The 13,881-nt window shown below is 57.1% G+C and carries 11 protein-coding genes; all 11 read right to left on the minus strand.

The genetic code is table 11. From position 1 onward, the window contains the following. Window positions 1-21: 21 nt before the first annotated feature. The 11 genes from ftsA to FOC35_RS05295 all read right to left on the minus strand — a co-directional run bounded on the left by ftsA (window position 22) and on the right by FOC35_RS05295 (window position 13,870). Entirely contained in the window at window positions 22-1,278 is a 1,257-nt protein-coding gene (gene ftsA / locus FOC35_RS05245; RefSeq protein WP_016534899.1) for a cell division protein FtsA, read from the minus strand. Beyond that, a complete protein-coding gene (gene ftsQ, locus FOC35_RS05250; protein WP_016534898.1) occupies window positions 1,275-2,111 on the minus strand; it encodes a cell division protein FtsQ in 837 nt (278 codons plus the stop codon). The genes ftsA and ftsQ overlap by 4 nt, the downstream gene beginning before the upstream one ends. Before the next feature lies 1 nt (window position 2,112). Next, the gene (locus FOC35_RS05255) at window positions 2,113-3,033 is read right to left on the minus strand and encodes a D-alanine--D-alanine ligase (RefSeq protein ID WP_016534897.1); all 921 of its coding nucleotides are present in this window, start codon (window positions 3,031-3,033) and stop codon (window positions 2,113-2,115) included. Beyond that, window positions 3,026-4,501 (minus strand): UDP-N-acetylmuramate--L-alanine ligase, encoded by a 1,476-nt coding sequence (gene murC / locus FOC35_RS05260; protein ID WP_172568354.1) that lies wholly within the window; start codon window positions 4,499-4,501, stop codon window positions 3,026-3,028. Before murC ends, FOC35_RS05255 begins: the two co-directional genes overlap by 8 nt. Window positions 4,502-4,571: 70 nt before the next feature. Further along, window positions 4,572-5,639, minus strand: a complete 1,068-nt coding sequence (gene murG / locus FOC35_RS05265) for an undecaprenyldiphospho-muramoylpentapeptide beta-N-acetylglucosaminyltransferase (RefSeq protein WP_016534895.1) — start codon at window positions 5,637-5,639, stop codon at window positions 4,572-4,574. Then, on the minus strand, window positions 5,636-6,880 hold the full coding sequence (ftsW, locus tag FOC35_RS05270; protein WP_172568355.1) for a cell division protein FtsW: 1,245 nt from the start codon (window positions 6,878-6,880) through the stop codon (window positions 5,636-5,638). The genes murG and ftsW overlap by 4 nt, the downstream gene beginning before the upstream one ends. Further along, window positions 6,880-8,196: a UDP-N-acetylmuramoyl-L-alanine--D-glutamate ligase gene (gene murD / locus FOC35_RS05275; RefSeq protein WP_172568356.1), complete on the minus strand. Its 1,317-nt coding sequence runs from the start codon at window positions 8,194-8,196 to the stop codon at window positions 6,880-6,882. Before murD ends, ftsW begins: the two co-directional genes overlap by 1 nt. Before the next feature lie 2 nt (window positions 8,197-8,198). Continuing rightward, on the minus strand, window positions 8,199-9,281 hold the full coding sequence (gene mraY / locus FOC35_RS05280) for a phospho-N-acetylmuramoyl-pentapeptide-transferase (RefSeq protein ID WP_172568357.1): 1,083 nt from the start codon (window positions 9,279-9,281) through the stop codon (window positions 8,199-8,201). Further along, window positions 9,275-10,633, minus strand: coding sequence for a UDP-N-acetylmuramoyl-tripeptide--D-alanyl-D-alanine ligase (murF, locus tag FOC35_RS05285; protein WP_172568358.1), 1,359 nt, complete (start codon window positions 10,631-10,633; stop codon window positions 9,275-9,277). The genes mraY and murF overlap by 7 nt, the downstream gene beginning before the upstream one ends. Continuing rightward, window positions 10,630-12,117, minus strand: coding sequence for a UDP-N-acetylmuramoyl-L-alanyl-D-glutamate--2,6-diaminopimelate ligase (gene murE, locus FOC35_RS05290; RefSeq protein ID WP_172568359.1), 1,488 nt, complete (start codon window positions 12,115-12,117; stop codon window positions 10,630-10,632). The genes murF and murE overlap by 4 nt, the downstream gene beginning before the upstream one ends. Beyond that, window positions 12,104-13,870: a peptidoglycan glycosyltransferase FtsI gene (locus tag FOC35_RS05295; RefSeq protein WP_016534889.1), complete on the minus strand. Its 1,767-nt coding sequence runs from the start codon at window positions 13,868-13,870 to the stop codon at window positions 12,104-12,106. Before FOC35_RS05295 ends, murE begins: the two co-directional genes overlap by 14 nt. Between the last annotated feature and the right edge of the window lie 11 nt (window positions 13,871-13,881).

Below are 13,881 nucleotides of genomic sequence, written 5' to 3' on the forward strand. Positions count from 1 at the left end.
GTCTCCGGTCTCTTATAAAATTTAAAATTCTTTTCTCAGCCAGCCGTTGAGTCGCTTAAACCACGAGCCGACCGAGGTCCTTTTTTCCACTTCCGCTTCACCACTGAGATGCGATTCCTTCCCATAGTGCAGCAACCCTACTGCGGTGGAGTAATAAGACTCCTGGGCATAGTCAGTAAGGCCAGTAATATTCAACGGCTGACCGATACGCACCTGCGTATGGAACACGCGCTGAGCACAGGCTGCCAGGCCTTCAATTTGTGCTGCGCCGCCGGTTAACACAATCCCCGCCGCGAGGTGATGTTTCACGCCCTGCTGACGAAGCTGTTCCTGTAACTGCAGAATCTCTTCGTTTACCAGGTTAAGCAACTCGGTATAACGAGGTTCAATCACTTCCGCCAGCGTCTGGCGCTGCAGGCTGCGCGGTGGACGCCCGCCTACGCTCGGGACTTCAACGTTTTCGTCTTTCCCGACGATGGAGCCAAGTGCGCAGCCATGACGCACTTTAATCGCTTCGGCGTCGCTCGGCGGCGTACCGAACGCGTAGGCGATATCGCTGGTCACCACGTTTCCAGCATAAGGGATAACTTTGGTATGGCGCAGCGCACCGCCGGTGTAAACCGCCATATCCATAGTACCACCGCCGATATCCACGACACAGACGCCAAGTTCACGTTCGTCTTCGGTCAATACCGCATAGCTTGCGGCCAGACCGGCAAAAATTAATTGGTCAACTTTCAGGCCACAACGTTCAACGGCTTTAACAATGTTTTTCGCCATGTCGTTGTGACAGGTGATCAAGTGCACCTTGGCCTGCATACGGACGCCGGACAGGCCAACCGGATTTTTGATCCCTTCCTGGTAATCAATAGCGTATTCCTGTGGAATCACATGCAGAACCCGGTGTTCATCACGAACGCGCACAGATTTTGCCGTATGCACCACATTTTCCACATCTTCCTGAGTCACTTCCTCTTCCGAAATAGGCACCATGCCAATTTCGTTCTGGCAGCTAATGTGCTTCCCGGACAGCGCCAGGTAGACGGAAGAAATCTGGCAATCTGCCATCAGTTCAGCCTGGTCAATCGCCCGCTGAACGCACTTAACTACTGACTCGAGGTCGTTTACCCCACCTTTGTCCATACCACGCGAAGGGCAGCTGCCCACGCCAATAATATTGACCATACCGTCGGGCAGAACTTCCCCTACTAAAGCGGCGACCTTAGCGGTGCCAATCTCCAGTCCAACTACCAGTTTTCTGTCCGTCGCCTTGATCATTGTTGTTCTGCCTGTGCCTGATTCTGTTGCTGATTCGGATTAGGTGCAGGAGGAGGAAGTGCCTCCCAGCCTACCGCGGCGCCTGAGTCGTATCGCAGGTCGACATAACCGATCCGTTTGTTATCGGCCTGCGCCTGCTGTTGCAGAACCGGATACAGTTCTACAAAACGATCCAGACGTTTCATCGTATCGCCCCGGCCAAGGTTGAGCTTAATGCCGTTATTCAGCGTCAACTGCCAGGAGCGGCGGGCGGTCATCGCCGCCTCTTTCAAGGTAAACTTATCCTTTGCCAGCACCACACCCATGTCACGGTAACCTTGCAGCACTTCGTTTTCGCTGCCTTCCGGGCCGGAGAGCATCGGTAACGTCTGCTTGCTGGTGCGCTCTGCCGGTACGCTGAAGGAGTTCCCCTCCGCGTCAACCATATGCTGGTCATTCCAGCGTGCTATCGGCACATATTCAACCAGATGAATCTTCAATTCGTCCGGCCACTGCTTTCTAACGCTTGCTTGCTTGATCCACGGCAAACGCTCTATCTGTTGTTGGATGATATTCACATCCTGAGTCATAAAGGTTCCGGGCGCGCCCAGAGCCAAAATAGACTGACGAATATCATCATTGCGCGTGTAGTGCCGCTCGCCGGTAACCACCAGCTTCGAAAGCGGCAGGCGCTGGGCATCTTCCATCCAGCCAACGACTATCCAGCCGCCGATAAACACGCTAAACAGGACCACGCACAGGAAGATAACTCCTGCCAGACGGGACCCGTTACTGCGTCGCGAGCTGGTATTTTCCTCTGCCCGGTTACGCGCATTCAGTGCAGCCTGCGACATATCAGTCCGCCAGTTCCAGAATTCGTACTACCAGCTGCGAGAAGCTCATCCCCGCCTGGCGAGCCGCCATCGGCACCAGGCTATGGCTTGTCATGCCCGGCGACGTGTTCACTTCCAGCAGATAAAACTGCCCGTCGTTATCCTGCATAACATCCACTCGTCCCCAGCCGCTACAGCCCAGAGCCTGCCACGCCTGTAGAACTAATGCCTGCAATTCCTGCTCTCTTTGCTCAATTAATCCAGCCGGGCAGAAATATTGAGTTTCATCAGAGAGATACTTCGCCTCATAATCATAGAAGGTTCCGGCGGGTTGGATGCGGATAGACGGTAAAATTTCGTCGCCTAAAATCGCCACCGTGTACTCCGGGCCGCTTAACCATTTCTCAATCAGCACATCTTCATCATGTTCGAACGCCAGCGCCAGAGCCGCAGGCAGCGCATCCACGCTATCAACCTTTGACATACCAACGCTTGAGCCTTCACGGCTCGGCTTAACGATAACCGGCATTCCCAGCGCGGAAATGCGCTCTTCCAGCGCTCCCGTTATACCTGCTTCTACGTCGCGACGGTTGAGGTATACCCAAGGGGCGACCGGTAAACCCGCGCCCTGCCACAGCAATTTGCTGCGCAGCTTATCCATGGTTATTGCCGATGCCATTACGCCGCTGCCGGTATACGGCAGTTCAAGGAACTCCAGCAAACCTTGGAGAGTGCCGTCTTCGCCGCCGCGGCCGTGCAGCGCGATAAAGACTTTATCGAACCCCTGCGACTTCAGCTCCAGCACCGACTGGCTTTGTGGATCGAAAGGATGGGCATCAACGCCACCCTCTCTTAATCCCGCCAGAACCGCACTACCGGATTGCAGCGAAACCTCACGTTCAGCGGAAGTGCCCCCCAGCAGGACGGCTACTTTATCAGCCATGGTGCCCTTCCTCTTTAGTTTGAGGCTGTAACTTGATTTCAGCCAGGTTTCTCGCAATTTTGCCGATGTTCCCGGCACCCTGGACGAGGATCAGATCATTTCCCGTCAGAACAGGGGCCAGGATGTCCGCCACTTCACCGTGATCGGAAACCAGGATCGGGTCAACCTTACCGCGACCTCGAATGGTACGGCACAGAGAACGGCTGTCGGCCCCCGGGATCGGGGCTTCACCGGCAGGGTAAACCTCCAGCATCACCAGAGAGTCCACCTGCGACAGCACGCCTGCGAAATCGTCGTACAGGTCACGGGTGCGGGTGTAGCGGTGCGGCTGGAAAATCATCACCAGATTTTTATCCGGCCAGCCCGCACGAGCCGCCTTAATCGTGGCATCCACTTCCGTTGGGTGATGACCATAATCGTCTACCAGCATCGCCGTTCCCGTCTTGCCGTTAATCGGTGCCAGGGGATACTCGCCTAGGAAATCGAAGCGACGCCCGGTTCCCTGGAAGCTTTCCAGCGCGCGTAAAATCGCCTCGTCCTCGATGCCTTCCTCCGTCGCAACGGCAACAGCCGCCGCGGCGTTCAGCGCGTTATGACGGCCCGGCGCATTCAGCACTACGTGAAGCTCAGGCTTGTCCTGACGCACAATAGTGAAAAATCCCTGAGCGCCTTTCTGCTGATAGTTTTCAACGCGAACATCCGCGTCTTCACTGAAACCATAGGTGGTGGTTTGGCGGCCCACTCGCGGCAGCAGCTCGCGAATCACCGGATCGTCCACGCACATCACTGCACGACCATAAAACGGCAAATTGTGCAGGAAATTAATAAATGTCTGTTTTAAATTTTCAAAGTCGCCCTGGTAAGTATCCATGTGGTCGGCTTCGATATTGGTGACAATCGACACCATTGGCTGCAAATGTAGGAACGATGCGTCACTTTCATCGGCTTCTGCAATCAGGTAGCGGCTGTGCCCCAAACGAGCATGAACGCCCGCGGCCTTCACCAAACCGCCGTTAACGAAAGTCGGGTCCAGCCCCGCTTCTGCGTAAATGCTGGAGACCATCGCCGTGGTGGTTGTTTTACCGTGCGTCCCGGCAACGGCAATACCGTGGCGGAAGCGCATCAGTTCGGCCAGCATCTCCGCGCGGCGGATAACCGGGATACGCGCTTCGTGGGCGGCAACAATTTCCGGGTTATCCGCAGAAATAGCCGTGGACACAACTACAACGCTGGCATCACGCACGTTCTCCGGGCGATGGTTGAAATAAATAGTGGCGCCCAGGGCCGACAACTGCTGCGTGACCGGGTTCGGAGCCAGATCGGAACCGCTGATCTGGTAGCCTTCGTTAGCCAAAACTTCGGCAATACCGCCCATACCGGCGCCGCCGATGCCAACAAAGTGAATGTGCCGGACGCGACGCATCTCGGGCACGATTGAACGCAGTTTCGCCAGTTGTTGTGTATTCATTCTCTAAACCTGCAGGCGGCATGCCGCCATTACATCAAATTTACGGGCGGCAACTCGCCACCCACAAGAGTTACGCACGCGCTGCGGCGCTGACTTCATTTGCTACCCGCTCTGTCGCATCAGGAATGGAGGCCGCTCGCGCACGCTCGGCCATTGCCAGCAGCGTTGCTCTGTCCCATCCGGCCAGGGTGCGGGTAACGGCATCCACGGTAAACTGCGGCTGCTCCAGTATTGTTGCGGCTCCTGCCTTTTCCAGCGGCAGCGCATTCCAGTATTGCTGCCGGTCTTTATGCTGGAACGGAACAAACAGCGCGGGCAAACCCGCCGCTGCGATTTCGCTCACGGTTAATGCACCTGAGCGGCAAACCACTACGTCAGCCCATTCATAGGCGGCTGCCATATCGTCAATAAATTCGGTCACTTTATGCTGCGGCTGCCCGGCTTCGGCATATGCCTGCTGCACCACGGCCTGGCCACCTTTGCCGGTTTGGTGCCAGATTGTCACCGCATCGGCCAGACGAGCGGCCACCTGCGGCAGGGTTTGGTTCAGAACGCGAGCGCCCTGTGACCCCCCAACGACCAGCACACGAATCGGCCCCTCACGTCCGGCAAAGCGAACCTGCGGCAGCGGGAGCGCCAGCACGTCGGTACGCACCGGGTTGCCGACCACGTCAGCTTTGGGGAAAGCACCCGGGAAAGCCTGCATCACTTTGGTGGCAATCTTTGCCAGCCACTTATTCGTCAGCCCGGCGATGCCGTTCTGCTCGTGCAGTACCACGGGAATACCGAGCGACCAGGCCGCCAGGCCACCCGGGCCGGAAACATAGCCGCCCATACCCAGAACCACGTCCGGCTGCCAGGCTTTCATAATCGCCCGCGCCTGACGCCAGGCGTTGAAGATACGCAGCGGAGCCAGCGCCAGGGCTTTTAACCCTTTTCCGCGCAGGCCGGAGATACGAATGAAGTCGATGCCAATACCGTGTTTTGGCACTAAGTCGGCTTCCATACGGTCCGCGGTACCGAGCCAGCGAATTTCCCATCCTTCGGCCTGAAGATGATGAGCAACCGCCAGCCCCGGGAACACATGTCCGCCGGTCCCGCCCGCCATCACCATCAACCGCTTCGCTTTGCCTGTCATTTGGCACTCCGTGTAAACGCCTGAGCCTTGGCCAGGCGAGTTTCATAATCTATTCGCAGCAACAACATGATTGCCGTAGACATAATTATCAGGCTGGAACCACCGTAGCTGATAAGCGGCAGCGTCAGACCTTTGGTCGGCAGCATACCCGCAGCCGCACCAACGTTAACCAGCGCCTGGAAGCTAAACCAAATACCGATGGAGCAGGCCAGAAAACCGGAAAAACGCTGATCTAATTCCAGCGCGCGTTTGCCGATGGACATCGCGCGAAAAGCGACGAAGAATACCATCAAAAGAGCCAGTACCACACCGATATATCCCAGCTCCTCGCCGATAATCGAGAAGATAAAGTCGGTATGTGCTTCGGGCAAATATTCCAGTTTTTGAACCGAATTCCCCAGCCCCTGCCCCCACAATTCTCCGCGTCCAAAAGCCATCAGAGATTGGGTCAGCTGGTAGCCGCTGCCGAACGGATCTTCCCAGGGGTTCCAGAAAGAAGTTACGCGGCGAATACGGTAAGGCTCGGCAAGGATAAGCAGGATAACCGCCGAGATCCCCATGCCGATAATGGCGATGAACTGCCACAGTTTTGCACCGGCCAGGAACAACATTGCCAGGGTTGTCACAAACAGCACAACCACCGTCCCCAGGTCCGGCTGCGCCAGCAGCAGAACCGCCATCACCAGGATAACGCCCATTGGTTTAAGGAAGCCGCGCAGGTTATTACGCACCTCGTCAACTTTGCGCACCAGGTAGTTTGCCAGGTAGCAGAACAGCGACAGCTTTGAAAACTCGGCGGGCTGAATACGCAGCGGGCCGAAGGCAATCCAGCGTGATGCACCGTTAACGGAACTCCCCACCACCAGCACAATCAGCAGCATGACAATCGAAGCCAGCAGCATCGCGGTACTGTGGCGCTGCCAGAAGTCCATCGGCAGGCGCAGGGTGACCATCGCCATGGCAAACGCCACGAGGATGTAAAGACCGTCACGTTTGGCAAACAGGAACGGATCGTCCGCCAGGCGCTGCCCTACCGGCATTGAGGCCGAAGTCACCATAATAAAACCGATCGCGGCCAGGCCGAACGTCAGCCACAGCAGCGTTCGGTCGTACAGCACCATGCTGTTGGCGTCGGCTTCGCGGGAGCCCATTACCCACCCTTTTATGGCCGAAGCGAGCCACGCCAGGATACCGAATCCCGGAACACGAGGCACGCGCAGGCGAGGGAGAGATAAACGCATCAGCCCAGCTCCTTCGCAAGTTGAGTAAACACGTCGCCGCGCTGTTCAAAGTTTTTAAACTGGTCCAAGCTGGCGCAGGCCGGCGAAAGCAGTACCATATCGCCCGGCTGAACGCGTGCGGCGGCCAGTTTCATCGCCTGCTCCATCGTTTCGGTTTGCTCGGCGACTTCCGGACGCAGTCCGGCGAGTTCAGCGCCATCGCGGCCAAAGCAATAGAGGCGAACGCGGTCGCCCTGCAGGTAACGAGTCAGGGACGAGAAATCCGCAGATTTACCGTCGCCACCCAGCAGCAGATGCAAAGTCCCTTCAAGATGCAGCCCGTTCAGCGCCGCTTCGGTGCTGCCGACGTTGGTCGCTTTGGAATCATTGATCCAGCGAACGCCGTTACGCTCCCACGCCATCTGGAAACGGTGCGCCAGGCCGGTAAAGGTGGTCAGCGCTTTCAGGCTGGTTGCCCGGGGCAATTTCACCGCATCGGCCAGCGCCAGCGCCGCCAGGGCGTTGGTATAGTTATGCTGCCCAACCAGGCTCATCTCTTTGGTATTGAGGATCTTCTCACCCTTCACCCGCAGCCAGGTATCGCCCTGCTGGCGGTTAAGATGATAATCCCCCACATCAACGCCAAAGCTGACACAGCGTTCATCCGCGCCGCGCACCGGCATGGTCAGCGCGTCGTCGGCGTTCACCACGCAGACTTTTGCGTTTTCGTAAACGCGCAGCTTGGCCGCACGGTACTGCTGCATGCCAAACGGATAGCGATCCATATGATCTTCAGTCACGTTCAGCACGGTAGCCGCGGCGGCTTTCAGGCTGTACGTCGTTTCCAGCTGGAAGCTGGAAAGCTCAAGCACATACAGCTCGCAATCTTTGCCCAGCAGCATCAAAGCAGGCAGGCCGATATTGCCGCCTACGCCGACGTTAACGCCCGCCGCCTTCGCCATCTCGCCCACCAGGGTGGTGACGGTGCTTTTCCCGTTAGAACCGGTGATAGCGATTATCGGCGCCTGAGCTTCACGGCAAAAGAGTTCGATATCGCCAACAATTTCAACACCAGCATCCGCTGCGGCGCTAAGCGCGGGTGTTGCCAGTGCGATGCCAGGGCTCGCGACAATCAGATCCGCCGCCAGCAGCCAGTCTTCGTTCATCGATCCGGTATGGCGCTCGACGGTTTCAGGCAGCTTATCAAGACCAGGAGGGGAAATGCGGGTGTCGATTACGCGCGGCGTAACGCCGCGTGCCAGGAAGAAATCCACGCATGACAGGCCGGTAAGGCCCAACCCGATGATAACGACTTTTTTACCCTGGTAATCTGCCATGTTTAGCGAACCTTCAGCGTTGCCAGGCCAATCAGCACCAGCATCAGCGAGATAATCCAGAAGCGCACAATAACGCGCGGCTCCGGCCAGCCTTTTAATTCATAGTGGTGGTGAATCGGCGCCATACGGAAGATGCGCTGTCCGCGCAGCTTGAACGAGCCGACCTGCAAGATAACCGACAGGGTTTCAACCACAAACACGCCGCCCATAATCACCAGCAGGAACTCCTGGCGCAGCAGCACGGCAATCGTCCCGAGCGCGCCGCCCAGAGCCAGAGAGCCTACATCGCCCATAAAGACCTGGGCCGGATAAGTGTTGAACCACAGGAAACCCAGCCCCGCCCCAACGATGGCGGTACAAACGATAACCAACTCGCCCGCGTGACGCAGGTAAGGGATATGCAGATAACCAGCGAAGTTCATGTTGCCCGTTGCCCATGCCACCAGCGCAAAGCCCGCGGCGACAAACACGGTTGGCATAATCGCCAGGCCGTCCAGGCCGTCCGTCAGGTTTACCGCATTGCCGGTGCCAACGATGACGAAGTACGCCAGCAGGACATAGAACAGGCCCAGCTGCGGCATCACGTCTTTAAAGAACGGCACCACCAGTTCGGTGGCCGGAGTCCCTTTGCCCACGGCATACATGGTGAAGGCAACCACCAGAGCAATGGCCGACATCCAGAAGTATTTCCAGCGAGCAATCAGCCCCTTGGTATCTTTGCGAACCACTTTGCGGTAGTCATCAACAAAGCCGACAATACCGAAGCCGACCAGCACGAACAGCACGCACCAGACGTAAGGGTTAGACGGGTAAGCCCACATCAGAACCGAGACCACAATGGCGGTCAGGATCATCAGGCCGCCCATCGTCGGCGTACCACGTTTGCTGAAATGCGACTCAGGGCCGTCGTTGCGCACAACCTGCCCGAAGGAGAGTTGTTGTAAACGCGCGATCATCCGCGGCCCCATCCACAGGGAGATAAACAGAGCGGTCAGCAGGCTGACAATGGCGCGAAACGTCAGGTAGGAAAAGACGTTAAAGCCGGAATAATATTTGACCAAATGTTCGGCCAGCCAAACTAGCATGCTTGTTTCTCCTGTAATGCGCGAACCACCTCTTCCATGGCCGCACTACGTGAACCTTTCACCAAAATGGTTAAAATTGAATGTTCCGCAATCAGCGCTTTTAAACGCTCAATCACGGCCTGCTTATCGGTAAAATGCTCACCAACTTCTGATGCAGCGCTCAGCGTTTTACTTAACACGCCCACGCTTAATACCCGGTCGATGCCTGCGGATTTTGCCGCCTCGCCTACCTGACGATGGCAGGCTTCAGCTTCATCGCCCAGTTCGGCCATATCGCCCACAACCATCACGCGGTAGCCGGGCATTTCCGACAGCACCTGCGCTGCGGCGGTCATAGAACCCACGTTGGCGTTGTAGCTGTCATCCAACAGCAGCTGATTTTCAGCAAGCTGAATGGGGAACAGGCGGCCCGGAACAGCTTTCAGCCCGGCCAGGCCAGCTTTTACCGCTTCCAGAGGAGCGCCAACGGCCATCGCCAGCGCCGTAGCGGCCAGCGAGTTAGCAATATTGTGGCGGCCAGGCAGCGGCAGCACGACATTAATATCACCCTGCGGGGTGCGCAGAGTGAACTCGGTGCCGTGCGAAGTGATATGGATATTGGTCGCGGTAAAATCGCTCCCTTCCGCGTTAGGGGAAAAACGCCAGGTTTTACGATCGCCGATGATCGTCTGCCAGTTCAGCCAGTCGTTATTATCGGCGTTCAGGATTGCGGTGCCGTTGGCCGGCAGGCCGGTAAAGATCTCACCCTTCGCTTTCGCAACGCCTGCCAGAGAGCCAAAGCCCTCAAGGTGCGCGGCGGCCAGGTTATTAACCAGCGCGGCTTCCGGGCGGGTCAGCCCCACGGTCCAGGCAATTTCGCCCTGGTGATTAGCACCCAGTTCGATAACGGCAAAGTCATATTCCGGGGTCAGGCGCAGCAGCGTCATCGGTACGCCGATGTCGTTATTCAGGTTGCCTGCGGTGTAAAGCGTATTGCCGCACTGGCGCAGGATTGAAGCCGCCATCTCTTTTACCGAGGTTTTGCCGGAGGAGCCGGTGAGCGCCACAACGCGCGTCGGAACCTGCTGGCGAACCCACGCGCCCAGCTCGCCAAAAGCGAGGCGAGTATCCGCGACAACCAGCTGCGGTACGTCTATATCCAGCTTGCGGCTTACCAGCAGCGCTCCTGCTCCACCTTTCACCGCATCCGCGGCAAAGTTGTGAGCATCAAAACGTTCGCCTTTTAGCGCCACAAACAGGCAGCCATCGGTGAGCTTACGGGTGTCGGTAGTGACATCGATAATGTCCGCGTCAGCGCCGAACAGCTCACCCTTCAGGATGGTTTCAAGTTGCTTCAGGGAGACGCGAATCATGCCACAACTCCCAGCAGACGAGCGGCAGTTACGCGGTCGGAGTAATCCAGACGGCGGTTGCCAACAATTTGATAATCTTCGTGGCCTTTACCGGCCAGCAGCACGACGTCGTTTTCTTTAGCCTGCATAATGGCATTGGTCACCGCTTCCGCACGCCCTAATACGACGTGAGCGCGGCCCGCATCAAGCATGCCGGTCAGGATATCGTCGACGATAGCCTTTGGCTCCTCGGTACGCGGGTTGTCGTCGGTCACCACAACCACATCGGCGTATTGCTCGGCGATACCGCCCATAAGAGGGCGTTTGCCCTTGTCACGATCGCCACCGCAGCCAAACACGCACCACAGTTTGCCGGTGCAGTGCAGGCGAGCAGCCTGTAATGCTTTTTCCAGCGCGTCCGGGGTGTGAGCGTAATCAACGACTACGGTAGATTTACCCGCCGCGCTGAAGACTTCCATACGCCCGCAAACCGGCTGCAGGCGAGCCCCTGACTCAACCAATTCGTTAAGCGGATAGCCCAGCGCCAGCAGCGTTGCCAGAGCCAGCAGCAGGTTACTGACGTTAAACGCCCCCATCAGGCGGCTTTCAATTTCACCGTCGCCCCAGGAGGAGCTAAAGCGAATCGTTGCCCCGCTGTCGTGATAAACCACTTCATCGGTTTTCAGCCAGCGACCGTGGCCGCCCGGCTGTAAATTGTTCTCCATGCTGACCGCAACGGCATCCGGCAGGCGAGCCAGCCAGCGGCGGCCGACTTCATCGTCGGCATTGATGATCGCCTGACCGCAGTCATGTTCGGAGAACAGCAGCCATTTTGCGGCTTCGTAATTTGCCATATCACCATGATAATCAAGATGATCGCGGCTTAAATTGGTAAAGACAGAGGCGGCAAATTTCAATGCCGCTACGCGGTGCTGAACCAGGCCATGGGAAGAGACTTCCATCGCGCCAAAGGTTGCGCCCTGCGCGCTCAGGCTCGCTAATACATGCTGAACATCAACCGCAGAACCCGTGGTGTTCTCGGTCGGAACCACCTGCCCGAGCAGCCCATTGCCTACGGTGCCCATCACGGCGCTGGTTTCGCCCAGTAGCTGGGCCCATTGCGCAAGCAACTGGGTCGTTGTGGTCTTACCGTTGGTACCGGTCACGCCGACCAGGCGTAACGCCCCGGAAGGCTGATGATAGAAGCGCCCGGCCAGCGCAGAGAGGCGCTGATGCAGCTGGCTAAGATAGATGACAGGCACGCCGTGCATTTCACGCACTTCGCCATCCGCAGCTTCGCCGTCCGCCTCTGCGATCACGGCTGCTACACCCTGTGCTATCGCCTGCGGGATATAACGACGCCCGTCCGCCTGATGACCGACCACGGCCACAAAAAGATCGCCCGCAGCCGCCACGCGACTATCGAGTGTCATCTCTCGCAGCGCTCTCGCAGGCAGTCCGGCTACCCACGGAGCAAGAAGGTCACTCAAATTACGATCTGCCACCTGATGCCTCTTTCTGATTAATTACAAATTCGCTTTTCTCACCGACTGCCAGGGCATCCGGTTCAATGTTCATGGTGCGCAGCACGCCACCCATAATTGCACCGAACACGGGTGCAGAGATGGCACCGCCGTAATATTTACCGGCCTGCGGATCGTTAATCACTACCACCAGCGCGAAGCGCGGATTGCTGGCTGGCGCTACACCTGCGGTATAGGCAATGTATTTATTGATATATTTTCCGTCCGGCCCAACTTTCTTCGCGGTACCGGTTTTAATGGCAATACGATAACCTTTAATCGCTGCCTTAACCCCGCCGCCGCCGGGCAGTGCCACGCTTTCCATCATGTGTAGCACTGTGCGAACTGTGGATTCTGGAAAGACACGTTCGCCGGGAACCGGCGGGTCAACTTTGGTGATAGACAGCGGACGGTAAATTCCGTAGCTGCCGATTGTTGCGTAGACTCGCGCTAACTGTAACGGCGTTACCATTAGCCCATAGCCGAAAGAGAAGGTGGCCCTCTCTATGTCAGACCACCGTTGTTTTTGAGGATATAAGCCACTGCGTTCCCCGACCAACCCCAAATTGGTCGCTTTTCCCAGTCCAAAACGAGAGTAAGTATCTACTAACGCTGAGGAGGGCATCGCTAACGCCAGTTTTGAAACCCCGACGTTACTCGACTTCTGTAGGACTCCGGTAAGAGTCAATTCGTTGTAGCGCCCAACATCTTTGATCTCATGACCATTGATGCGGAACGGCACCGTGTTCAGCACGGTATTTTCCTGTACCACGCCACGCTGCAGCGCGGTCATCACCACCATTGGCTTAACGGTGGAACCCGGTTCAAAGATGTCGGTAATAGAGCGGTTACGCATCACATCTTTTGCGGTGCCGGTCAGGTTATTCGGGTTGTAGGACGGGCTATTGGCCATCGCCAGTACTTCGCCGGTATTCACATCCACCAGTACGGCGGTGCCGGACTCGGCCTTGTTAAAGGCGACGGCGTTATTCAGCTCGCGGTAGACCAGAGCCTGCAGGCGTTCATCAATGCTCAAAGCCAGGTTATGGGCGGCCTGGCTGTCGGTTGAGGAAATGTCTTCGATAACGCGCCCGTAGCGGTCTTTACGCACAACGCGCTCGCCGGGCTGACCGGTGAGCCATTTATCAAAGCTTTTTTCCACCCCCTCGATCCCTTCGCTATCGACGTTGGTAAAGCCGATGAGGTGAGCAGTCACTTCGCCTGAAGGATAGTAGCGGCGAGATTCCTGCCGCAGATGAATACCGGGGAGCTTAAGCTTCTTGATGTAGTCGCCGATGTCCGGGTTGACCTGGCGGGCAAGATAGATAAAGCGGCCACTTGGATTGCTGTTAACCCGGGTAGCCAGCTGGTCGAGCGGGATTTTTAGCGCATCGGCCAGCGCTTTCCAGCGGTTATCCAGCGTTACGCCTCCCGCCTCGTGCAGCTCTTTAGGGTCGGCCCAAATCGCATTAACCGGCACGCTCACCGCCAGCGGACGCCCCGCGCGGTCGCTAATCATGCCGCGTGAAGTTGAAACTTCCTGCACGCGAAGAGAGCGCATATCACCCTGGCGCACCAGCATATCCGGACTGATGATTTGCAGCCACGCCACGCGACCGAGCAGGAAAGTCAGTGCGAGCAGAATGCAACCGCAAAGCAACGCAAAACGCCAACCGATAAAGTTGGCCTGTTCTTCCTGGCGTTTTGGTTTAAGCGTTTTTGCCGCTGCTCTCATCTGTCGCGCTA

Origin of the sequence: Cedecea sp. FDAARGOS_727, from assembly GCF_012273235.1 — a bacterium.
Lineage (GTDB): Bacteria > Pseudomonadota > Gammaproteobacteria > Enterobacterales > Enterobacteriaceae > Cedecea > Cedecea davisae.

What these genes read in the sequence shown, in the direction of transcription:
- ftsA (WP_016534899.1), bottom strand. Translation starts at nt 1,278, where the DNA reads ATGATCAAGGCGACGGACAGAAAACTGGTAGTTGGACTGGAGATTGGC.
- ftsQ (WP_016534898.1), bottom strand. Translation starts at nt 2,111, where the DNA reads ATGTCGCAGGCTGCACTGAATGCGCGTAACCGGGCAGAGGAAAATACC.
- FOC35_RS05255 (WP_016534897.1), bottom strand. Translation starts at nt 3,033, where the DNA reads ATGGCTGATAAAGTAGCCGTCCTGCTGGGGGGCACTTCCGCTGAACGT.
- murC (WP_172568354.1), bottom strand. Translation starts at nt 4,501, where the DNA reads ATGAATACACAACAACTGGCGAAACTGCGTTCAATCGTGCCCGAGATG.
- murG (WP_016534895.1), bottom strand. Translation starts at nt 5,639, where the DNA reads ATGACAGGCAAAGCGAAGCGGTTGATGGTGATGGCGGGCGGGACCGGC.
- ftsW (WP_172568355.1), bottom strand. Translation starts at nt 6,880, where the DNA reads ATGCGTTTATCTCTCCCTCGCCTGCGCGTGCCTCGTGTTCCGGGATTC.
- murD (WP_172568356.1), bottom strand. Translation starts at nt 8,196, where the DNA reads ATGGCAGATTACCAGGGTAAAAAAGTCGTTATCATCGGGTTGGGCCTT.
- mraY (WP_172568357.1), bottom strand. Translation starts at nt 9,281, where the DNA reads ATGCTAGTTTGGCTGGCCGAACATTTGGTCAAATATTATTCCGGCTTT.
- murF (WP_172568358.1), bottom strand. Translation starts at nt 10,633, where the DNA reads ATGATTCGCGTCTCCCTGAAGCAACTTGAAACCATCCTGAAGGGTGAG.
- FOC35_RS05295 (WP_016534889.1), bottom strand. Translation starts at nt 13,870, where the DNA reads ATGAGAGCAGCGGCAAAAACGCTTAAACCAAAACGCCAGGAAGAACAG.